The sequence below is a fragment of the Archangium gephyra genome, from assembly GCF_042230915.1.
GTDB lineage: Bacteria > Myxococcota > Myxococcia > Myxococcales > Myxococcaceae > Archangium > Archangium gephyra_B.
In genome coordinates, this window is sequence record NZ_CP102578.1 from 1,296,624 (window position 1) to 1,318,067 (window position 21,444).

General features: G+C 69.6%; 19 protein-coding genes. 8 read left to right on the forward strand and 11 right to left on the reverse strand.

All coding sequences use genetic code 11. From position 1 onward, the window contains the following. Nucleotides 1–2 precede the first annotated feature (2 nt). The gene (locus NR798_RS05365) at nucleotides 3–560 is read left to right on the forward strand and encodes a DUF2378 family protein (protein WP_375770330.1); all 558 of its coding nucleotides are present in this window, start codon (nucleotides 3–5) and stop codon (nucleotides 558–560) included. Further along, complete coding sequence (locus NR798_RS05370) at nucleotides 557–1,045, forward strand: hypothetical protein (RefSeq protein ID WP_375770331.1); 489 nt, start codon at nucleotides 557–559, stop codon at nucleotides 1,043–1,045. Before NR798_RS05365 ends, NR798_RS05370 begins: the two co-directional genes overlap by 4 nt. Before the next feature lie 6 nt (nucleotides 1,046–1,051). On the opposite strand, the gene NR798_RS05375 is transcribed toward NR798_RS05370, so the two are convergent. From NR798_RS05375 to NR798_RS05385, 3 genes are all read right to left on the reverse strand, one after another. Next, nucleotides 1,052–1,618: a DUF99 family protein gene (locus NR798_RS05375; RefSeq protein WP_375770332.1), complete on the reverse strand. Its 567-nt coding sequence runs from the start codon at nucleotides 1,616–1,618 to the stop codon at nucleotides 1,052–1,054. Between the two features lie 67 nt (nucleotides 1,619–1,685). Next, a complete protein-coding gene (locus tag NR798_RS05380) occupies nucleotides 1,686–1,892 on the reverse strand; it encodes a cold-shock protein (protein WP_047854950.1) in 207 nt (68 codons plus the stop codon). Nucleotides 1,893–2,011: 119 nt separating this feature from the next. Next, complete coding sequence (locus NR798_RS05385; RefSeq protein ID WP_375770333.1) at nucleotides 2,012–2,926, reverse strand: fatty acid desaturase; 915 nt, start codon at nucleotides 2,924–2,926, stop codon at nucleotides 2,012–2,014. 200 nt (nucleotides 2,927–3,126) lie between these two features. On the opposite strand from NR798_RS05385, the gene NR798_RS05390 reads away from it, so the two are divergent. Next, nucleotides 3,127–3,447: a transcriptional regulator gene (locus NR798_RS05390; RefSeq protein WP_375770334.1), complete on the forward strand. Its 321-nt coding sequence runs from the start codon at nucleotides 3,127–3,129 to the stop codon at nucleotides 3,445–3,447. Between the two features lie 92 nt (nucleotides 3,448–3,539). On the opposite strand, the gene NR798_RS05395 is transcribed toward NR798_RS05390, so the two are convergent. From NR798_RS05395 to NR798_RS05405, 3 genes are all read right to left on the reverse strand, one after another. Further along, complete coding sequence (locus NR798_RS05395; RefSeq protein WP_375770335.1) at nucleotides 3,540–6,047, reverse strand: sodium-translocating pyrophosphatase; 2,508 nt, start codon at nucleotides 6,045–6,047, stop codon at nucleotides 3,540–3,542. Nucleotides 6,048–6,465: 418 nt separating this feature from the next. Continuing rightward, on the reverse strand, nucleotides 6,466–6,972 hold the full coding sequence (locus NR798_RS05400) for a hypothetical protein (RefSeq protein ID WP_375770336.1): 507 nt from the start codon (nucleotides 6,970–6,972) through the stop codon (nucleotides 6,466–6,468). Between the two features lie 68 nt (nucleotides 6,973–7,040). Next, the gene (locus NR798_RS05405; protein ID WP_375770337.1) at nucleotides 7,041–8,384 is read right to left on the reverse strand and encodes a short-chain fatty acid transporter; all 1,344 of its coding nucleotides are present in this window, start codon (nucleotides 8,382–8,384) and stop codon (nucleotides 7,041–7,043) included. 239 nt (nucleotides 8,385–8,623) lie between these two features. On the opposite strand from NR798_RS05405, the gene NR798_RS05410 reads away from it, so the two are divergent. The 3 genes from NR798_RS05410 to NR798_RS05420 all read left to right on the forward strand — a co-directional run bounded on the left by NR798_RS05410 (nucleotide 8,624) and on the right by NR798_RS05420 (nucleotide 12,775). Beyond that, on the forward strand, nucleotides 8,624–8,956 hold the full coding sequence (locus tag NR798_RS05410) for a type II toxin-antitoxin system RelE/ParE family toxin (RefSeq protein ID WP_375770338.1): 333 nt from the start codon (nucleotides 8,624–8,626) through the stop codon (nucleotides 8,954–8,956). 681 nt (nucleotides 8,957–9,637) lie between these two features. Further along, nucleotides 9,638–11,449, forward strand: coding sequence for a protein kinase (locus NR798_RS05415; RefSeq protein WP_375770339.1), 1,812 nt, complete (start codon nucleotides 9,638–9,640; stop codon nucleotides 11,447–11,449). 15 nt (nucleotides 11,450–11,464) lie between these two features. Further along, nucleotides 11,465–12,775: an ABC1 kinase family protein gene (locus tag NR798_RS05420; protein WP_375770340.1), complete on the forward strand. Its 1,311-nt coding sequence runs from the start codon at nucleotides 11,465–11,467 to the stop codon at nucleotides 12,773–12,775. Between the two features lie 18 nt (nucleotides 12,776–12,793). Here NR798_RS05420 and NR798_RS05425 read toward each other — a convergent pair whose 3' ends face one another. Further along, nucleotides 12,794–13,201, reverse strand: a complete 408-nt coding sequence (locus NR798_RS05425) for a response regulator (RefSeq protein ID WP_375770341.1) — start codon at nucleotides 13,199–13,201, stop codon at nucleotides 12,794–12,796. Nucleotides 13,202–13,414: 213 nt separating this feature from the next. Further along, nucleotides 13,415–15,379 carry a PAS domain-containing protein gene (locus NR798_RS05430; protein WP_375770342.1) on the reverse strand — a complete coding sequence of 655 codons (1,965 nt, stop codon included), beginning with the start codon at nucleotides 15,377–15,379 and terminating at the stop codon, nucleotides 13,415–13,417. Between the two features lie 151 nt (nucleotides 15,380–15,530). Between NR798_RS05430 and NR798_RS05435 the strand changes: the two genes are divergently transcribed. Together NR798_RS05435 and NR798_RS05440 are read left to right on the forward strand one after the other, a co-directional pair. Further along, entirely contained in the window at nucleotides 15,531–15,827 is a 297-nt protein-coding gene (locus NR798_RS05435) for a hypothetical protein (RefSeq protein ID WP_375770343.1), read from the forward strand. A 164-nt stretch (nucleotides 15,828–15,991) separates the two neighbouring features. Beyond that, nucleotides 15,992–16,669 (forward strand): LuxR C-terminal-related transcriptional regulator, encoded by a 678-nt coding sequence (locus NR798_RS05440; protein WP_375770344.1) that lies wholly within the window; start codon nucleotides 15,992–15,994, stop codon nucleotides 16,667–16,669. A 233-nt stretch (nucleotides 16,670–16,902) separates the two neighbouring features. Here NR798_RS05440 and NR798_RS05445 read toward each other — a convergent pair whose 3' ends face one another. The 3 genes from NR798_RS05445 to NR798_RS05455 are packed head-to-tail and all read right to left on the reverse strand — an operon-like array spanning nucleotide 16,903 to nucleotide 21,418. Continuing rightward, entirely contained in the window at nucleotides 16,903–17,301 is a 399-nt protein-coding gene (locus tag NR798_RS05445; RefSeq protein WP_375770345.1) for a response regulator, read from the reverse strand. Continuing rightward, complete coding sequence (locus NR798_RS05450; protein WP_375770346.1) at nucleotides 17,294–20,254, reverse strand: response regulator; 2,961 nt, start codon at nucleotides 20,252–20,254, stop codon at nucleotides 17,294–17,296. The genes NR798_RS05445 and NR798_RS05450 overlap by 8 nt, the downstream gene beginning before the upstream one ends. Nucleotides 20,255–20,257: 3 nt before the next feature. Continuing rightward, nucleotides 20,258–21,418 (reverse strand): FIST signal transduction protein, encoded by a 1,161-nt coding sequence (locus NR798_RS05455; protein WP_375770347.1) that lies wholly within the window; start codon nucleotides 21,416–21,418, stop codon nucleotides 20,258–20,260. Nucleotides 21,419–21,444 lie beyond the last annotated feature (26 nt).

Genomic DNA, 21,444 nt, shown 5'->3' on the forward strand with positions numbered 1-21,444 from the left:
GCATGCCGGAGCGGCTCGTCTACGAACATACCTTCGAGGGGCTCTTCGTGCGGGGCCTCGCCAGGCGGATTTCACCGGCCGTGAAGCAGCGGTTGCGCCAGGCGGGGCTGGACCTGGATGGCAAGCTGCTGCCTGCCTACCCCTTTGACACCTGGGCCCGGTGCGTGTCCATCGTCGCCGAGGCGCTCTACCCCCACGAGCTCCAGTCCGTGGCCTACCAGTGCCTGGGCGCGCGGATGGTGGAGGGCTACCGGGAGACCTTCACCGGGCGGCTGATGTTCCGCGTCCTCCAGCTGCTCAGCCCCCAGCGGCTCGTCGCTCGCGCCGAGCAGAACTTCCGCTCGGGCAACAACTACACCGAGGTCCGCCACTCGGACCTCGCGGCCAACGTGGTGGAGCTCTGGGTGAACGAGCCCGGGCCCACCCGCTATGTCGTCCAGGGCGCCATGCTCGAGACGCTGCGTGCCGCTCGGCCCGGCGACGCGGGCGTGAGCGTGGAGGTGCTCGACTTCACCGCCGAGAGCGTCACCTTCCGCGTCTCCTGGACGGAAGACGCGTGAGCCCGGAGGCTCCCGAGGGCCCGGCGCTGCTCGCGGTGGACCTCGGGTTGCGCTCGGGGCTGGCGCTGTATGGCCCCGACGGGCGGCTGCGCTGGTACCGCTCGCAGAACTTCGGCAGCCAGTCCCGCCTCAAGCGCGCCGTGCCCTCCGTGCTGCACTCGGCCGGGCCGCTCGCGTGGTTGGTGCTGGAGGGGGGCGGGCCCATCGCCGAGGTGTGGGAGCGCGAGGCCCTGCGGCGCGCCCTCCCCGTGCTCCGCGTGTCCGCCCAGGACTGGCGCGCCCGGCTGCTCTACGCCCGCGAGCAGCGCTCCGGCGGGCTGGCCAAGGATGCTGCCGATGTGCTCGCGCGCCGGGTGATTGAATGGTCCGGGGCGCCCCGGCCCACGTCGCTGCGGCATGACGCCGCGGAGGCGGTGTTGCTCGGGCTGTGGGCCTCGCTGGAGGTGGGGTGGTTGGAACAGGTTCCTCCCGAGGTCCGCAGGTAGAGGCACTCAGGCCCGCTTGGAGCTCTCTCCCGTCATCACCGCTGAACCAATCAGGTGGGCGAGACGCAGGGCTTCCGGCACGTTCCCCCGGTCCGTGAGGCGTTTCAGGGCTTCGGCCACCCACTCCGGCTCCGCCCCCTGCACCTGGAAGGTGAAGCCTCCCCGCTGGTGGATGGGGCCCGCCCGCCGCAGCAGCTCCAGCCGCCGCTCCGGCCTCGGCAGGTGGCGCAGCGCGCGCTCCATCGCCTCCAGGTCCGGCAGCCGCCTCATCACCGTCACACACGGCTTGCCCAGCGTCCCCGCCAGCCTCGGCAGGTCCACCACGTTGAAGCCCCCGAAGGCGATGCCGTCCAGCAGCACCAGGTGCAACTGCGGCAGGAACTTGCCCCCCACCAGCAGCCGGCACACCTCGTCCGTCGCCGTCCACCCGTCCTTGCGCACCCGTCCCCAGACGAGCCCCTCGAAGCGCGTGCCCGCGCACACCACCCCCACCAGCGGCACCCTCGCTCCCGGGCGCTTCGCGAAGGGGGCATCGTCGAATCCCGCCACTCGGGGCAGGGAAGGCAGTCGCATGGCCATCCAAAAGAAAGAGCCCGACCCCGGAAGAGGTCAGGCTCTTGGACTCGTCCGGGTTAACGGACTAGCTGGCGGCGCGAACGTTCTGCGCCTGCAGGCCCTTGGGGCCCTTGGTCACTTCGAACTCCACGCGCTGGCCCTCGGCCAGGGTGCGGAAGCCATCCATGTTGATGGCCGTGTGGTGGCAGAACACATCCTCGCCACCGCCGTCCTGCGTGATGAACCCAAAGCCCTTCGCGTCGTTGAACCACTTGACAGTGCCAGTTGCCATGAACCGTTCTTCTTTCGTTACAAGGCGGAACATGCCGCCTTTTCGGCTCGGACTTGAGCCGGGGCTCAAGGCGTAATCCGTCTATTCCTAAATGTCGAGAGGGGTCTCCCCCCAACTGTTCAGGTTCGAGCAGCGTTGATGCCCGACTCCAGGGCGTCCACGTCCCCGGACGTCAGCTGGACGGACTCGCCCGTGGGCGGATCGAAGGGCGCGCGGCCGATCTGCTGCGTGCCGAGGCTGGGGAAGAAGGGCGCCAGCAGGTAGTTGCGGATGCACCAGCCGAAGAAGCTGCGCTGCACCAGCTCCGGGTGGATGTTCGGGGCAATCTTCGCGTGCAGCTCGGGCAGGGTGCTCCAGTGCGCGCCCGCCATCTCGTGGTGGGCCGTGTGCAGGCCGTTGTTGAAGAGCAGGAAGTTGATGAGCTTGCCGTCGAAGCTGCGCGAGTGGTCGTGCTCGCTCCAGGGGTCCGTGTGGACGTGCTGGATGTAGTTGAAGAACATGATGGTCCACAGCGCGAAGAGCGCCGGGATGAGGAAGGCGAACGTCCACACCTTGATGCCCAGGCCCAGCCCGTGGATGGCAATGGCCACGCCCAGCAGCGCCAGATGGGCGCCGGCCCACACCACGTACTGCAGGACGATCTGCCGGAAGAGCGCGGGGTTGGAGCGGCGCGCCTTGGCGATGTACTGCTTGATGGGATCGCTCTGCCAATAGGACGAGACGAAGAAGTACGTGAAGGCCACCAGCCAGTTGTTCTTGTTGGTGTGGCGCCAGGTGATGGTGGCGTCGCCGGCCTTGTTCACCAGCTTGTGGTGGTTGAGGTTGTGCGTGGGCACCCAGGCGAAGGTGGGGTAGCCGTAGAAGTGGGAGATCCACAGGCCCATCAGCGAGTTGAGCCGCCGGTTCTTGAAGGTGGGGCAGTGGTTGTGGTTGTGCGCGATGACTCCGGCCGCCAATGCCAGATAGCAGCCGAGCGGGCTGAGGTAGGGAATGAGCTCGGGCCGTGCGTACTGCGCCAGGGCGACGACCGGCATGAAGAGACACCACAACAGGGTTCGGTAGTCGGCTGCGTAGCGAGGAGTCATAGGATCGTTCCGGGGCTATATCCGGCCCAGTATGGAGCAGCCAGGACTGTTTCAGGAAGCAGTGCGCCCCGTGCTGTCCGAGCAGGCATGTACCGCTGAACGCAGCGGCGCGAGGGCGTGACTACCCTCAACGTGGGAGGTCGTGGCTCATGAGTCCCAGCCCTGTTCCCCAACCCCGGGCCGCCACGGTGCGCGGCGCACTCGAGGCCGAGCTGTCCTCGGCACCGGAGACGGGCCTCACCGCGAAGGAGCTCTCCGCGCGGGTGGGCATCTCCGAGAAGGACGTGGCCGGGCACCTGGAGCACCTGGAGAAGTCGCTGCGCACCGGGGGCGCCGCGCTGGAGGTGATTCCCTCCGAGTGTCTCGCGTGCGGCTTCGTCTTCAAGGACCGCAAACGCCTCACGCGGCCCGGCTCCTGCCCCGAGTGCCGCTCCACCCGCATCGAGCCGCCCGCGTTCCGCATCCGCTGAAGGCTCGCCCAGGGAGCCCGCAAAAGCGAAGCGGCGGGAAGCCGAGGCTCCCCGCCGCTCGTGTCACCTCAGCCCGTGGGGGCCGGGGGTGACTAGGCCGGCTTCACGCCCGGCTTGCCCTCGGCGATGGCGGCCATCGGGGTCTCGATGCGCATGCCGTAGAACGAGCGGTACACGAACACCATCGAGGCGACGAAGAAGGCGCCCGCGAGCACCGTGGTGAGGGTGCGCTGACCGGAGGCCGCCAGCTCCACCGCCAGCTCCACGGCGAGCAGGCCGAAGAGGGTGGTGAACTTGATGACCGGGTTGAGCGCCACGGACGAGGTGTCCTTGAACGGATCGCCCACCGTGTCGCCCACGACCGTGGCCGCGTGCAGGTCCGTGCCCTTGGCCTTCAGCTCCGTCTCCACCAGCTTCTTGGCGTTGTCCCACGCGCCACCGGCGTTCGCCATGAAGACGGCCTGGTAGAGGCCGAAGATGGCGATGGAGATGAGGTAGCCCACGAAGAAGTACGGCTCGAGGAAGGCGAAGGCCAGGGTGCTGAAGAACACACCCAGGAAGATGTTGAGCATGCCCTTCTGCGCGTACTGGGTGCAGATCTCCACCACGCGCTTGGAGTCCTCGACGCTCGCCTTCTCCACGCCCTCCAGCTTGATGTTGGCCTTGATGAACTCCACCGCGCGGTAGGCGCCGGTGGACACGGCCTGCATCGACGCGCCAGAGAACCAGTAGATGATGGCGCCGCCCGTCACCAGGCCCAGCAGGAACGGGGCGTGCAGCAGCGACAGGTTGGCGGCGTTGGTGGCGTTGAGCATGCGCATACCGCCGGCGCCCTCGGTGATGCCCACCAGGATGACGATGATGGAGAAGATCATCGTGGTGGCGCCCACCACGGCGGTGCCGATGAGCACCGGCTTGGCGGTGGCCTTGAAGGTGTTGCCCGCGCCGTCGTTCTCCTCGAGGTACTCCTTGCCCTTCTCGAAGTCCGGGGTGAAGCCGAAGTCCTTCTGGACCTCCGCCTTCACGTTGGGGACGTTCTCGATGAGGGACAGCTCGTACACGCTCTGCGCGTTGTCCGTCACCGGGCCGTACGAGTCCACCGCGATGGTGACCGGGCCCATGCCCAGGAAGCCGAAGGCCACCAGGCCGAAGGCGAACACCGCCGGGGCGATCATCAGCTGGTTGGGGATGTCGAGGCTGAAGAAGTAGGCCCCGCCCATCAGCGACGCGATGATGATGCCCATCCAGTAGCCGGAGAAGTTACCGGCCACCAGACCCGAGATGACGTTGAGGGACGCACCACCCTCGCGGGAGGCCGTGACGACCTCGCGCACGTGGCGGCTCTCGGTGGAGGTGAAGACCTTGATGGCCTCGGGGATGATGGCGCCGGCCAGGGTGCCGCAGGTGATGATGGCCGACATCTTCCACCACAGCGTGGTGTCACCGGCCAGGTTGGGGATGAGCAGGTAGGAGACCAGGAACGTCAGCGCCACGGACACGATGGACGTCAGCCACACCAGGAACGTGAGCGGGTGCTCGAAGTTCATCTGGTCCGCGTTCTTGTACTTGCCGCCCTGGATGATGCCGTTGAGGCCGTAGGAGCCGAGCGAGGCCAGCACCATCACGATGCGCATCATGAAGATCCAGACGAGCAGCTGGACCTGGAACTCCGAGCTCGGAACCGCCAGGAGGATGAAGGTGATGAGCGCCACGCCCGTCACGCCGTAGGTCTCGAAGCCGTCGGCCGAGGGGCCCACCGAGTCACCGGCGTTGTCACCGGTGCAGTCGGCGATCACGCCGGGGTTGCGCGCGTCGTCTTCCTTGATCTTGAAGACGATCTTCATCAGGTCCGAGCCGATGTCGGCGATCTTCGTGAAGATACCGCCGGCGATGCGGAGCACCGAGGCGCCCAGCGACTCACCGATGGCGAAGCCGATGAAGCAGGGGCCGGCGAAGTCGGCGGGGACGAACAGGAGGATGATGAGCATCAGCAGGAGCTCGGTGGAGATGAGCACCATGCCGATGGACATACCGGCCTGCAGGGGGATGGCGTAGGTGGGGTAGGGCTTGCCGCGCAGCGACGCGAAGGCGGTGCGGCTGTTGGCGAAGGTGTTCACCCGGATGCCGAACCAGGCCACGCCGTAGCTGCCGGCGATGCCGATGAGGCTGAACACCAGGATGGTGACGACCTTGACGGGCGCCATGTGCCGCAGGAAGCCGAAGTACACCACCATCACGGCGCCGATGAGCACCTCGAGGATGAGGATGAACTTGCCCTGGGTGATGAGGTACGTCTTGCAGGTCTCGTAGATGAGCTCGGAGATCTCGAGCATCGACTTGTGGACCGGCAGGTTGCGCAGGGCCGTGTACTGCATGAAGCCGAAGGCGAGGCCGAACAGGGAGACGGCGATGCCCGCCATCAGCAGGGCGCGGCCGTTGAGGCCCCCGACGAAGGAGACGCTGGTGAAGTCCGGGAGGACGAGGTCCGCCTCGCTGGCGCGGGCGGTGCCGGAGGCCAGAACGGCCAGGAGTCCGAGGACCCTGACGGCGGTTCCGGTGACGCTCGCGCGGAGAGCGTCCATCCGTGAAGTGAGGTTCATGGTGGGGTTCAACTCCTCAAAAGCTCATCATCTGTGGCGGGCGGCGCTCTCGGCCTCCGCTCGCCGGGAAGAAGAGGGGGTGTCGAGGGGTTGGCCGCCTGCGGGCGGGGGTCCGCACGCCGACGCTTCAGCACAGCCTCGCCCTTCAGGGCCGGAGAGCACGCCTGAAGGCGGCCCGCGTGTACCACGGCCCCGGTGGGGAAGTCGAATTCCCGTGAGAGTGATTCTCACCGGGTGAGCCGCCTCTCCCCCCCACCGTCGCGGGATCAGCCGGGTTCAGCCCTCTCCCTTTGGTAGAGGGACGGGGTGAGGGTGTCGCACCGGCACTGTGCCGCTCCAGACCTTATCCCACAGGTAAGGTCGGCTTCTCGTGAAGACCCTCACCCCCGCCCTCTCCCAGAGGGAGAGGGGGGACGCCTCAGAGCACCTTGACCTTGATGCTCTTGAGCTCCTGATCGCCGCGCATGATGGTGACGGTCCAGTCGCCGGCCTTGTTCAGGCGCACGCCGGTCCACTGGCGCGAGCGCCAGCCCTCGCCCTTGATCTTCACGTCCTTGGTCTCGCGCACCACGTTGCCCTGCTTCACCTGGACCATGATGTCTTCGATGCTGTCACCCTGGGGAACCAGGTAGGACTGCCACAGCATCACGTTGCTGCCGGCCTTGACGCCATCGGGGCTGGCCTCGACGGTGCACTCGAACTTGTTGGGGCCGTCCTTGGCCACCTCGGTGCACAGCTTGGCGTCCACGAGCACGGGGCCCTGGCCCTGGCCCTTGTAGAAGTACTCCCAGGTGGTCTTCACCGCGTCGGCGGACGGGACCTTCACGGGCTCATGCGCCGGGGCGGCCGCGTCCTCCTGGGCCATCGCCACGCCGCCGAACGCCACCACCGCGCACATCGCCAGCTTCTTCAGATTGCCTGCCATGGTGTTTCCCCCTCGTGTTGGGATGAGGGGCCGGTGTCTAGCACAGGAGGCACCCGGGCTGGCCAGCCTCACCCCCACAGGAAGAAGGCGAGGGTGACGAGCGGCAGGTAGACGAAGAAGGCCACCAGCAGGAAGCCGAGGATGTCCTTGAAGTCGAGCCGCGCCACCGCCAGCAGGGGCAAGGCCCAGAAGGGCTGGATGAGGTCGGTGGCCATGTCTCCCCAGGCATACGCGAGCACCACCTTCTCCGGCGCCACCCCGAGCGTCCGCGCCGCCTCCAGCAGGTAGGGCGCCTCGATGGCCCACTTGGAGCCGCCCGAGGGCACGAAGTAGTTCACCACGCCGCTGTAGAGGTAGACGATGGCGGGGAACGTCTTCGTGGTGGAGAGCGAGACGAAGAGCTGGCCGATGCGCTCGGTGAGGCCGGTGGCCTTGAAGATGCCGTAGATGCCCGCGTACAGGGGGAACTGCAGCACGATGCCGTGCAGCACGCTGGCGGCCTCCTCGCTGGCCTTGAGCAGCCGCGCGGGCGTGCCGTGCAGCAGCACCGCCAGCGTGAGGAAGAGGAAGTTCACCACGTTGAGGTTGATGGCCTTCCAGCCACCGTTGAGCCACAGGTGGCGCCCGAACCAGACGAGGCCCAGCACACCGAAGAGCACGTTGAGCAGCGGCGAGAAGTCCAGCCACACGGCGGCGCTCTTCTCGCGCGGGCGCACGGGCGGCTCGAAGTCCTTGAGTTGCTCGAGGATGGCCGGGTCCACCCGCACCGCCGCCCCGGGCCGCGGGTGCAGCGCCCACGCCAGCAGCGTGAGGCCGCACACCACCGCCACGGTCAGTCCGAGGTTGAAGGGGGAGAAGAGCGTGCGGTCGATGGGGATGAGGCCGAGCTGCTTCTCCAGGAAGTGGCCGGGGGTGGCCACCAGCAGCGGGGCGGAGGCGGACAGGCCAGCGTGCCAGGTGGCGCCCAGGCCGAAGTACGCGCAGGCCACCAGCAGGCGGTAGTCCACCTCCGGCTGCCGCCGCACCACGAAGCGCACCAGCATGGCGCTCGCCACCAGGGACAGGCCCCAGTTGATGTAGGCCAGGCCCATGGACACCGAGGCCATGAGCACCACCGCGCCCCGGGGGCTTCGCGCCAGCCCCGCCAGGTGCTCCAGCGCCGCCCGCACCGGCCGGGTGAGCGCCAGCAGGTACCCGGTGAACATCACCAGCGCCATCTGCATGGAGAAGGTGAGCAGCTCCCAGAAGCCGCCGCCCCACGCGTCCACCACGCGCCCGGCCGAGGTGTCCGCCCAGCCCATCGCCAGCCCCATGGTGAGCAGCGACAGCAGCACCGCGATGGCGAACGAGCTGGGCACGAAGCGCGCGGAGAACCGGCCAAGGGCCTCCGCGATGCGAACGAGTGTTTCCACGGGACGTCGGGCTCCAATGAGGGGGGGACGGACCTGCGCTCCCGGGGCCTCATCTGAACACGGAGCAGCACGCCTTCCGAGAAAACCGGCACGGGGCCTCCCCGGCTCCTCGGCCCCTCCCGTGACCACTGGCGCACACTTCGGGCCATCCGAGTGTCTGGATTGCAGCGGAATGGAACCCTGGGACAGCCCCGCATGTCAGGGAATGCGCAGCCCCCCACTTGTCGGTCCCTGGTGCAATGGCCATCTGGCCTCCCATGGCCTACCGCGTCCATATCCCAGTGGAGCTGTGGAGCACCTTGAAGGCGCTTCCACCCGCGCTCGTCGAACGGGTTCACCGGCGCATCGACGACATCGCCCAGCTGGCCGAGGTGGCTCCTCCTCTCAACCCGCTCTGGTTCAAGCTCGGCGCCACCGACCGGCCCTTGCTGCGCTGCATCGTGGACGGGTACGCCCTGCTCTACGAGGTCGACGAGTCCTGCCGCACCGTCTCCGTGCTCGACGTCGAGCAGGAGGAGTCCGATTCGGCCTCGCTGTCCGCGGATCTCCTGGCCGCCAACGGCCGTCACTAGACGCGGCTCCCACCGTCGCCCGTTGCACCCTCGCCCTGTTGGGGGAGGGGATGTGGATTCGATTCACCTGGTGCGCAGGACGCCGTACGCCGTCATCGACCCCCCTCGGCGATGATGATGCCCCGCACGCAGGCCGGCCGTGAGGCCCCCCCGCCCTACGCAGCGCGTCCATGCCGTACGCACCACCGCTCGCTCCGCGCACGTCGCGCCGCCGCGGCAGGCGCACGCTCCGGGCCCGGGCTCGAGCAACTGGTCCGACAGTAGGACCAGTTGGTGCGCGTCGCGGCCAGAGGCTGCCCTCCGGACCCGGGCTCGCGAAAGGTGTCCGACTGTTGGACACGTTCGTGAACAGCGCGGCCGGGGCGCGGCTCCACGCAGCCGCAGTGGATCATTCAGAGGTGGACTGGAAACGGGCGGCGGAGCGGTAGAAGTTTCAGCCCGGTTCTGGTGCTTCTTACAGCCTCCCGACCGAGTCCCTGTACCAGGGAATGAGGGGATGCGCTCCGATAGTGTCCTACAGGCAGGGCACTTCAACCACTTCGCGACGCACCAAGTGCGCGAGTCCTCGTGGGCGGCGACGGCACGAAGCTGGCAAGGCTTCAGGGTGCCGTGGAACCCGACTCCCGCCCGAACTGCGCCTGCCACACTCCGCACGCGGAGATGGCGGAGTGCCCCACCGTCGTGCGGACCCCAGAGGCCCGCGCGTCGGCACCGATGACCCTGCCGCCCTCGGGCGAGCGGGCCGAGCGGCTCGTGGGCCAGCGCTTCGGCAGCTTCATGTCCCTGCGCGAGCTGGGCCGCGGCGGCATGGGCACGGTGCTGCTCGCCGAGCACGTTCTCATCCCCAAGCGCGTCGCGGTGAAGGTGCTCCACCGCCACCTCGCCGATGAGCCGGAGCTCGTCTCCCGCTTCCTCGCCGAGGCGCGGGCGATGAGCCTCGTGCAGCACGAGAACGTCGTCACCGTGTACGACCTGGACACGCGCGAGGGCCGCCCCTACTTCGTCATGGAGTACCTGGAGGGCCAGAGCCTCGCCGCCTTCGCCCGCGGGCCGCTCGAGCCGGCGCTGGCCGTGGAGCTGCTCGCCCAGGTGTGCGAGGCGCTCGGGGCCGCCCACGCCCGGGGCATCGTCCACCGCGATCTCAAGCCCGCCAACGTCTTCCTCGTGCCGGGCCCCCACGGGCGCCACCGGGTGAAGCTGCTCGACTTCGGCATCGCCAAGCGGCTCGTCCAACTCGAGGGGGAGACGCCCACCCGCACCGGCGTGCTCATGGGCACGCCCGAGTTCATGGCCCCCGAGCAGTGTGGCGGCACGGACGTGGACGCGCGCACCGACCTCTACGCGGTGGGGGTGCTCGGCTACCTGCTGCTCACCGGCACCACGCCCTTCAGCGGCAGCAACGCCGCCGAAATCCTCGTGGCCCACCTGCAGCAGGCCCCGCGCCCGCCGCACGAGGTGCGCCCGGGGATTCCGGCCTCGCTGTCCGCGGTGCTGCTGCGCGCGCTCGCCAAGCGTCCCGAGGCGCGCTACGCCACCGCCGCCGAGCTGCGCTCCGCCCTGGAGGCCTCCATCACCCCGGCGCGCACGCCCGCGCCGCTGCCCGCGGCCGGCTTCTTCGCGCGCGTGCCGGTGCATGGCTCGCTGGGCACGCGCGAGTACCCGTGTGAGCGCGTGGGCCGCACCGGCCTCTTCGTGCGCACCGGCGACGAGCCACCTCCTGTCCTCTCGGACGTGTCGCTGCTGCTGCGGCTGCCCGGGGGCGAGCTGCCCTGCACCGGCCAGGTGGTGCGCCACGTGACGGCCGAGCAGGCCCGGGCGTGGAACATGGTCCCGGGCTTCGGCGTGGAGCTGCGCGACGCCACCGCCACCTTCCAGCAGCACTTCGCCCGGCTGCTCGCGGGGGAGAAGCCCACCGCGTCCACGCCTCCGGCCGCGCCCCAGGACGACGCCCGCGCCGAGCCCCTGCTGCGCGAGTTCCGCCAGCGGCTCTCCGGGGACCACTACTCGGTGCTGAGCCTGCCCCGGGACGCCGACGCCGACATGGTGCGCACCAGCGCCCGAGACTCCCGCAACCGGCTCGAGCCCCTGCTCGCGCTCCCGCTGTCTCCCGGCCAGCGCACCTTCGTCCAGCGCGCCCTCGGCAAGGTGGCCGAGGCGCTCCTTGTGCTCGGCCACCTGGAGCGGCGCGTGGAGTACGACGCGGAGCTGCGCAACCTGGACGGCGTGGTGCGCTGCCTCGCCGCCGGCCTCACCGTCACCTCCCTGGAGGCGTGCCGCCGGCGCTACCTCGCCCGCCACCCGGAGACGGAGGGCCACTCGTTGCTGCACCTCGCTTCCGGGGAGGCCTTCCGCTCCGCTGGCCGCCTGCCCGAGGCCCTCTCCTCCTACGAGGCCGCCCTGCGGGTGGATCCGCTCCACCTCGAAGCCCTCAAGCGCTGGCATGCCCTCCGGGTGAGGATGCGTGGTCATGCGGCCCCCGCGGCCCCCCGTTAGTATGGGGCCGCTCTCATGGCCTCCGACCCCGTAGACACCGACGACAAGCTTCCCCTCCAGGGACGTTTCAACCGCTTCCGCAAGCTGGCCGGCCTCTCCGCCCAGCTCAGCGCGGACGTCCTCAAGAACGGGGCGAAGCGGCTCGCGGGCCAGGAGCCGGAGTTCCTGAGCAAGGCCGCCGCCGAGAAGCTCGTCTCCACCCTGGGAGAGCTCAAGGGCGCGGCCATGAAGCTCGGCCAGGTGGTGTCCATGGACACGGAGCTGCTCAGCCCCGAGGTGCGCCAGGTCATCGCCCGCCTGCAGAACGAGGCCCCGCACATGCCCTGGGAGGTGGTGGCCCGCGTCCTGCGCGAGGAGCTCGGGGACGCCCCGGAGGCGCTCTTCCGCGAGTTCGACCCGAAGCCGCTCGCCGCCGCCTCGCTGGGCCAGGTGCACCGCGCCGTGCTGCACGATGGCCGTCCGGTGGCGGTGAAGGTGCAGTACCCCGGCATCGCCGAGACGCTCTCCGGCGACATGGACAACCTGGGCCTGGTGGTGAAGACCGTCTCCAAGGCCTCGCGCCTCACCGACGGCACCGCCTACTTCCAGGAGCTGCGCGAGGAGATGCTGCTGGAGACGGACTACCTGCGCGAGGCCGAGCTGTGCACCCGCTTCGCCCGCGGCGCGGCGCGCTTGCCGGACCTCAAGGTGCCCGAGGTCATCCCCGGACGCACCACCCGGCGCGTGCTCACCCTGGAGCTGCTCCAGGGCCGCACCCTCAAGGACTGGGTCGTCTCCGAGCCCTCCGCCCAGGAGCGCTTCCGCGTGGCGCGCCAGCTCATCCTCGCCATCTACGGGCCCTTCTTCCTCCAGGGGGAGCTGCAGGCGGATCCGCACCCGGGCAACTTCATGGTGCTCGAGGATGGGCGGCTGGGGGTGCTCGACTTCGGCTCCATCAAGCGCTTCAGCCCGCGCTTCGTGGACGCCAACCGGCGCATGTTCCTGCACGCCGTGCGGCTCGAGTCCATGGACGTGATGGGCCTGAGCCGCGAGGTGGGCTTCACCTCGGAGCTGCCGGACGCGGAGGCCGCCCCGCTCATCCAGGAAATCCTGCACATCGCCGGGCGGCCCATGCGCACCACGCCCTACGACTACGCCACGTGCACCATCCCGCGCGACATGAAGCTGCACTTCGCGCGCAACGCCGCCCGCTTCCTCAAAATCCGTCCGCCCGCCGAGGCGGTGATGTTCTTCCGTTCCACCGGAGGGCTGGCGCAGAACCTGAAGCTGATTGGAGCCCGGGGGGACTTCCGCGGCGTCTTCCAGGAGGTCGCCTCGCTCCTGTGAGCGAGGCCGTCCCGGGCGCTAACGCGTCCCCGACGCCGGCAGCCGGCTCTTCTTGTAGATGCTGATCAACTTGCGGGCCAGCGCCTCGCCCTGGACGCTCTTGGAGATGTAGCCGTCGGCTCCCGAGGCCAGCGCCAGCGAGCGCAGCTTGGACTCGTCCGAGGCCGAATACAGGATGAACCGCGTGGTGGCCGGCGCCTGGTTGCGCGCCAGCGCCAGCACCTTGTCCCCGCTGAGCGCCGGGATGTTCACGTCCAGCAGCACCAGGTCCGGCATCGCGTGGCGCACCAGGTTGGACACGCCCAGCGAGGAGCGGTGCGTACGCACCTCGAAGCCGTAGGCGTGCAACGACCGCTCCAGCAACATCAGCTGATCCACATCATCGTCCACCACGAGGACACGAATCTTGTTCTCGCTCTCGGACATGGGCTCCCCTTGGAGGCTTGGCAAGATGATCTCCAGGATACCGCCTCGGGCTGCCACTGGGAGGCCCACCCCCCCTCTCAGAAGCCGCCGAGGCCACAATTCCCGCCTCTCCAGCCCGGGGAGATGTGCAAAGCCGGTAAGAACGCATGGACCCGGGTCCAGTGAGGTACGCAAAGCCCGGAAGACGACACCGCGCGAGCGGGGCCGGGACGATCACGCGCGCCGGGAGGCCACCCGCGGCAGCCGCACGGTGAACACCGTGCCTTCCTCGTGCGTCGAGCGCACCTCGACCCCGCCCCCGTGCGCGGTGGCGATCTGCTGGACGATGTAGAGCCCCAGCCCCAGTCCGGACGTGGATCTGCTCCCGCGCAGCTCTCCCCGGCGGAAGGGCTCGAAGAGGCCGGGCAGCACCGCGGCGGGAATGGGCTCGCCCTGGTTGCGTACCTCCAGGCGCACCTGCTCGCCCTCCCCGTGCAAGGCCAGCGTGATGGGCGTGCCCTCGGGGCTGTAGTCGACGGCGTTGCGCAGCAGGTTGCCGAGCAGCTGCGCCAGCCGGTCCTGGTCCCACTCGCCCTGCAGGTCTCCCCGGGCCTCCAGCCGCAGCTCGCGCGCCGGGTGGGCCACCTCCAGCTCGCTCACCACGCGCCGGCCCAGCGGGCCCAGGTCGCAGGAGGCCGGGGTGATGGGGATGCCGCCGCCCAGCCGCCCGCGCGTCAGGTCCAGCAGATCGCCGATCATCCGCGCCATCTGCTCGGCGTTGAGGGAGATGCGCTGGGCCAGCCGCAGGGCCCGCTCCGGCAGCGTCTCCTGGCGCAGCAGCAGCGTCGCCGACAGGGTGATGATGCTCAGGGGGTTGCGCAGGTCATGGCTGACGATGCCGAGGAAGCGCTCGCGGAACTCGGCCGTCTGGCGCAGCTGCTCCTCGAAGCGCTTGAGGTCGGTGATGTCCACCACCGCCGCGGTCACCATGACGGGGCGGCCCTCGCGATCCTTCACCGGGGCGTAGCTCACCAGGTAGTGGCCGGGCGCTCCACCCCGGCGGGCGCTCGGCAGGGTGAACTCCACGTTGAACTCCGGCTCGCCCGTCTCCAGGACGCGCCGGTAGTGGGGCTCGATGGTGGGGGCGATGTGCGGGATGATCTCCCAGACGGTGCGCCCGAGCGTCTGGTCCACGGGGACGCCGTTGATGGCGGCGAGCGCGGGGTTGATGCGGACGTAGCGCAGGTCCCTGTCCAGGAAGGACAGGCCCACCGGGGCGGTGCTCAGCAGCGTGTCCACCAGCGCCAGGGCTTCCTCGCGCTCCTGCGCCAGGGCCCGGCGCAGCGCGATGTCGCGCGCGGAGAACACCGCCCCCGCGGGAGCGCCGTCGGGCCCCAGCAGGGGCCGGGCCGCGACGGACACGGGCAGCCGTGTGCCATCCGGCCGGTGCAGCCACAGCAGCTCGTCGCGGATGTGCTCGCCCTGGAGCGCACGGTAGAGCGGCACCCGCTCCAGCGGCAGCGGATGGCCCTCCTCGTCGCACAGCCCGTACGTCTCCACCCACTGCTCGGGGCCCACCTCTTTCAAGGGCACGCCATGCTGGCGCTCGGCCTCCGGGTTGAAGAGGCGCAGCACGCCCTGGGCATCCACCACGATGATGGCATCCCCGCTCTGCGCGATGATGCCCTCGAGCAGGGCCCGCTGCCGCTCGGCCTCGGCCCGGGCGGCGCGCTCGCGCTCCAGCAGCCCCATCCGCTCCTGCTCCGCCTCGCGGCGCTCCTCGTCCCGGCCGTGCTCGGAGTCGGCGACGGCATCGCCCATGGCGAGATCCAAGCCCCGGTGCAGGGCCCGCTGCTCGGAGAGGATGAGCACGCCGCCGGTCTCCTCCAGCAGCCCGAGGATGCAGTCGCGCACGATGCCGTACTCCCGGACGATCTGCGTGACGTCGTAGCCGAGCGCATGCCGCTGGGCCCGGTGCTCCCGGGCCGTCTGGCGCATCTGGCCGCGAATCGCGGACGGCTCCGCGCCGTTGCCGGGAGCGCTCAGCAGCTCATACAACTCATCGAGCAGTTGCGGGAGCGTGTCGCGGATGACGGAGCGCGGCTGTCCCTCCAGCGAGAAGCGGGCTTTCGCCTCGCGCTCGAACCGCTGGAGGATGTCCTCCCGCCGCGCGGCGAGGAGGTCGGCCAGTGCGCCCATGGGAGCGCAGCTAGACACGGCGGCGGCCCACATGCCAGTGCCGAGCGTGTTCCAAGGAGAGCGGCCAAGGACGCGAGGGGCCGGGGCGGGCGCGGCCTTGTTCAGGGGTACAATTCACTTCCACGCCCCCGCTGAGAAACGTGAGGGACAAATGTCCTTCACCATTCACATCGACAAGCCCCTGGCCCCCCTGATGGAGGAGTTGCCGCTTCCGGTCCGCGCCTCGCTCCAGGCCCACCTCCAGCGCATCGCCGAAACCGCCGAGTTCCTGTCCCCGGAGGATCCCCGCTGGGAGGACATGGTGCAGCCGGATGGAGATGGCCTGCGCACCTACGTGGCCGGCTGCTGCGTCCGCCTCCACCTGCTTCCCCGCCGCCGGGAGCTGGTGGTGGAGCAGATCGGCCGCGTCCGCATCAGCCTCCCCGACTCCCTGGCGCTCGCCTGGTAGGCGGGCCTCCTCGCGAGCGGGCGGACTGTGTCCACTCCCCAGGCCATTTGCCGCTTGGCCGACACATTGGCCGGACAGGGTCACTCCAAAGTTGCACCTCCGCACCTAGAATCCACCATGAGCGCAGTGGGTTGAGTAAGGGGCAGGGACGTGAGGAGTCACCTATGACAGGTCGGATTCGGATCGGCATCCTGGAGGACCAGCAGGTCTTCCTGGAGAGCCTGATCGCGCTCTTGCAGGGCGCGGGGATGGACGTGGTCGCTCAGGGACGCCAGGTCGAGGCGTTTCTCGCCCAGGTGCGAGAGGTGAAGCCGGACGTGGTGCTGGTGGACCTGCGGCTCGAGAGCCCGGACAGCCAGGAAGTAGGCGATGGCTTGAAGGTGGTGGAGGCGCTGCGCGAGCAGCCGCAGACGCGCGCGCTGGTGCTGTCGTCCCATCGGGAGTTGCCGGTGATGGAGCGCTGCTTCCAGGCCGGGGCCGCCGGCTACCTGAGCAAGCTCACCGTGACCAGCGCGGAGCTGCTCACCGCCATCGAGCAGGTGGCCCGGGGCGAGTGGGTCGTCCCCGCGGACTTCATGAACCCGGTGCAGGCCGCGGCGCGCACCGAGCGCCCCGCCTCTCCGGTGGACCGCCTCACCCTGCGCGAGCGCGAGGTGCTGGGCCTGGTGGCCTCGGGCGCGGACAACCTGCAGATCTCCGCCCGGCTCGGCATCACCGAGCGCACGGTGAAGGCGCACGTGTCCAACCTCTACCGCAAGCTGGGCGTCCAGAACCGCGTGGAGATGGCCATGATGGCCTACCAGACGGGCCTCTCCACGGCAGCGGACGCGCAGCACCCGTAGCACGCCGGGCCCCCTGTCCTGGAGTGCGTTGTACCGGGGCACACTGTCCGCGAGTGCTCCTCGGACACACCCTCAAGAGTGACACGGCATCTGCCTGCTGGCCGTGCCCGGTCCACGGCGGCCTGGCCATTCCCTCCGGCTTCCGCTGCGCGGCCGCGTCTGTCCAATGTCCCCCGGGCCGGGGCAGGGCTGTCCCACTCTGCCCCGGTCTTCTTTTGTTCGGGTGGGGGCGCTCAGGCCGGGACGGTGTGGTCCTTGTCGAGGAAGGCGGTGAGCTTCTGGATGAGCTCGGCGCCCTGGACGCTCTTGGAGAGGTAGCCATCGGCGCCCGAGGCCCGCGCGAGCGAGCGCAGCCGCGCCTCGTCCGAGGCCGAGTAGAGGATGAACTTGGTGTTCCGCGGCGCATAGCGGCGGGCCAGGCTGACCACCTGGTCGCCCTTGAGGGCCGGGAAGTTCACGTCCAGCATCACCAGGTCCGGCTCGCCATTGCGCACCAGGTTGGAGACGCCCAGCGCCGAGTGGTGCGTCTGCACCTCGAAGTGCGGCGTCAGGGTGCGGCGGACGAGCTCCAGCAAGTCGGGGTCGTCGTCCACCACGAGGACCCGGACCTTGGGGACGGCGACATCAACCATGACTTCTCCCGAGATGCTTGCGGATGGTCTCGAGCAGCTGGTCGCGGTCGAGAGGCTTGGTGAGGTAGCCGTTGCAGCCAGCGGCCGAGGCCTTCTCCTGGTACTCGCGTCCGGCGTGCGCGGTGACGGCGATGACGGGGATGGAGGCCGCCGCGGGCAACTGCCGCAGGCGCCGCGTGGCCTCCCAGCCGTCCAGCCGCGGCAGCGACAGGTCCATCAGGATGAGGTCCGGCGTCTCCTTGGTGGCCCGCTCCACGCCGAGCTCGCCGTCCTCGGCCTCCAGCACCTCGAAGAGGCCGCCGAGGTAGCGCCGGACGATGTCGCGGTTCTGCGGGTTGTCCTCGATGTAGAGGATGCGCGGCAGGCGCCCGGCGCGCTGGGCGCTCTGCTTGAGGAGCAGCCCCTTGGCCTGGCCGATGACGTCCTCCAGGGCATGGCCGCCCTTCTGCACGAAGCCGGCGAAGCCCTCGCGCAGCACGGTCTGCTCCTCGCCGGAGAGCGTCTTGCCGGTGAGCACCACCACCGGGACGTTGAGCTTCTCGGCGCGCAGGCGGCGCAGCACCTCGAAGCCATCCAGGTTGGGCATCATCAAGTCGAGCACCACCAGGGTGGGCGGGGAGACGCGGGCCTTGAGCAGGGCGTCCTCGCCGTTGTGGGCCTCGTTGGTGGAGAAGCCCGCGCGGCGCAGGGAGCGGCTGACGAGCTCGCGCGTGGAGGCGTCGTCGTCCACCACCAGCACCTCGCCGGAGCTGGTGCTGCCGACGATGTTGCGGCGCACCACGTCCACCAGGTGCTCGGGCTCGATGGGCTTGATGAGGTACTCGCACGCCCCCAGCGAGAAGCCGCGCGCGCGCTGCTCCTCCACGGAGATGATGATGACGGGGATGCGCGCCAGGTCCGGCTCGCTCTTGAGGGTGGACAGCACGCTCCAGCCGTCCAGGCGCGGCAGGTAGATGTCCAGCACGATGGCGTGCGGGCGGATGTCCCGCGCCTTCTTGAGCGCCTCCAGCCCGTCCGAGGCCGTCACCACGGTGAAGCCCGCGGGCCCGAGCTGCCCGGCCACCAGGTGCTGGACGAGCGGATCATCATCCACCACCAGCACGGTGCCGCCGCGCACCATGGACGGGAGCGCCGCGCCCAAGTCCTGGGGGGCCACCGGCCTGTCCAGCTCGCGCGAGGTGCCCAGCGCCTCCCCCTCGAGGATGCCGGAGAGCCGCACGGTGAAGGTGGTGCCGCGGCCCAGGATGCTCTGCACCTCCACGCCGCCGCCCAGCACCTTGCTCAACTCCCTGACGATGGCCAGCCCCAGCCCGGTGCCGCCCACCTTGCGCGTGGTGGAGCCGTCCACCTGGCGGAACTTCTCGAAGATGAAGGGCAGCTGGTCCGGCGGAATGCCGATGCCCGTGTCCTCGACGATGAAGACGGCCTCGTTGCCCTCGGCGCGCGCGGTGAGCGACACCTCGCCGGACTCGGTGAACTTGGCCGCGTTGCTCAGCAGGTTGAGCAGGATTTGACGCAGCTTCAGCGCGTCCGTGCGCACGTACGCCACGCGCTCGTCGATGTCCGTGCGCAGCTCGACGTCCTTGCCCTTGAGGTACTCCTTCACCGTGGCCGTGCACTCCTCGGCCAGCTCCTGCATGTCCACCCGCTCCACCACGACTTCCACCCGGCCCGCTTCAATCTTGGACAGGTCGAGGATGTCGTTGATGAGCGCCAGCAGCGTCTGCGCGTTCTTCTTCACCACGTTGAGGTCGCGCCGGCCGTGCGGCGTGAGCCGGCTGCCCTCCTCGCGCATCAGCAGATCGCAGTAGCCGATGATGCCGTTGAGCGGCGTGCGGATTTCATGGCTGAAGTTGGCGAGGAACTCGCTCTTGAGGCGGGCGGCGGCCTCGGCCTCGCGCGCGCGCTCCTCCTCGTTGCGCTTGGCGATGGACAGCTCCGTGGCCAGCCGGTCCAGGTCCTCGTTCTGCTGGCGGATGATCTCCATCTGCAGGGCGCGCTGCTGGTAGCTGGCCAGCGTGCGCGCGGACACGGCGCGGCTCTTCTTGAGCTCCTCCAGGTTCTCCGCCAGGCGCTTGTTGGACTCCTCCAGCTCGGCCTTGGACTTGCGCAGCGCCTCCTCGGAGGCCTTGCGCTCGGTGACGTCCTCGGTGATGCCCAGCACGTAGCGGGCCTCGCCCTTGTCATCCAGCAGCGGCAGCTTGCGCGTGGCGTAGATGCGGTCCACCCCGTTGGTGCGCGCCACCTCCTCGAAGGCCTTGAGCTTCTTCGTCTGGAGGATCTCCGTGTCGATGGCCACGAAGGAATCGGCCTGCTCCTGGGGGAAGTAGTCGTGGTCCAGCTTGCCGAGCAGCCAGTCCTTGGTGACGCCGAAGGCATCGGCGAAGGTCTTGTTGGCCACCTGCAGCCGGCGCTCCTCGGCGTCCTTCACGAAGAGGACGAAGGGCAGGCTGTCGACGATGCACTCCAGCAGCCAGCGCGAGCGCTCCTGCTTCGTCTCGGCCTCCTGGTGCTGGCGGCGCTCGATGATGCGCTTGAGCTCGCGGCGGACGACGGGGACGAGCACCGCCAGGCGGTCCATCTCGATGTAGCTGCTGGCGCCGGCCGTCTCCATGGCCGCGCTCATCTCCGCGTCGTCCCACCTGGGCGAGATGACGAGGAAGGGCAACTGGGGCGCCTTCTCGCGCAAGAGCGGCGCGGCCTCGCGGAAGCCCAGCCCCGGCAGCTCCGCCCCGCACACGGCCAGCTCCCACGGCTTCTCCAGCGCCGCCGCCAGCTCCTCGCGGGAGGACACGCGCTGCGCGGATACCTTCAGCTCCGCGCGCCGCAGCGTCTCCAGGACGCGCGTGCACTCCCGCTCGCCCCCCACCAGGAGCAGCCGGGGCGTGTCACCGCGGGGCGTGTCACTGCGGGGTGTCTCACTGCCTGGCACCGCGGGCGCCGGAGTGCTCATCTGTCAGTTTCCCCCGAACGCCAGGACGGTCAGCGTCGTGTTGATGTGGAACCCCGAGTAGATCTCGAAGTGCACATTCATTCCAGCCGCCGCCGGTGCGTGACGCAAGGTCTCGGCCAGTTGGGGGATGGTACCGGTCGCGCCCGCGTACCACATGCGCCCACTGCAATGGAAAAGCAGGGTGGCCTGGGGGTTCTGCACGCGGCGGGGGAGCTCCTCCTGGAAGAAGGAGCGCGTCATCCCCGCCATGTCCCCCATCTTCATCAGCTCCAGCTCGGTGCCCTCCTCCAGGAGGTTGGCGAAGAGGATGGAGCCGTCGGGCAGGGGCTTCCAGGGGGAGCGGATGAAGTACTCGCGGCCCACCTTGAGGGCGGTGGGGTGCACGGCGAAGCCCCGGGGCTTGCCGAACTCCAGCTCCCCCACGGGCACGCCGAGCAGATCGGCGTAGCGCTCGGCCGCCGGCTTGCCGTCGATCTCCAGGGCGCGGGTGGCGCTCTCGTCCACGCGGGTGATGGTGAGGCGCTCGCCGGTGGGCAGGTACCAGTGCGAGCGCAAGGCGGCCCAGGGCGCACTCGTCTTGAAGAGGGCCACCAGCACGGCGTCGCTGGCCACCTCGCCGTCCACGTGGAGCAGGGCGGACTGCTTCGCGGGATCCTGCTCGTGGTCGGCGGCGCCTCCGCCCACCAGCACCAACGTCTGGTTCTTCTCGAGGATGCCGAGCAGCAGCTCCTCTTTCTTGTAACGGAAGCCGTCGTCGATGACGAGGCCCACGTACTGGCGCGGGTCGATGTCCGACTGGCGTACGCCCAGCTCCTGCGCGGCCCGCTTGATGGCGGTGGCGCCGGCGCCCACGGCGTCCACGGACAGGCCGGTGCCCAGGCCCAGGCCCACCTCGAAGTCACCGGAGAGCGCGCCCAGCACCACGCTGCCGGAGTGGATGCCCTGGTTGTCCAGCTCGCCCGCGGTGGTGGCACCCACCAGGCGCGTGCCCTTGGGCAGCCGCTCGCGCACGGCGCGGTTGAGGGCCAGCTGGTCGCGCTCCCGCGAGGCGAACAGGGTGACGAGCTTGGGGGTGTCGCCCTGCAACTGTCTGAGGAGGTCCTCCGCGGCTGCGACGGGCTCGGCCTGCGTGGTACGTGCCGTCTGCATCTTCACTCGAGCCAAGGAGGACCTCCGGGATGAGGGGGGGC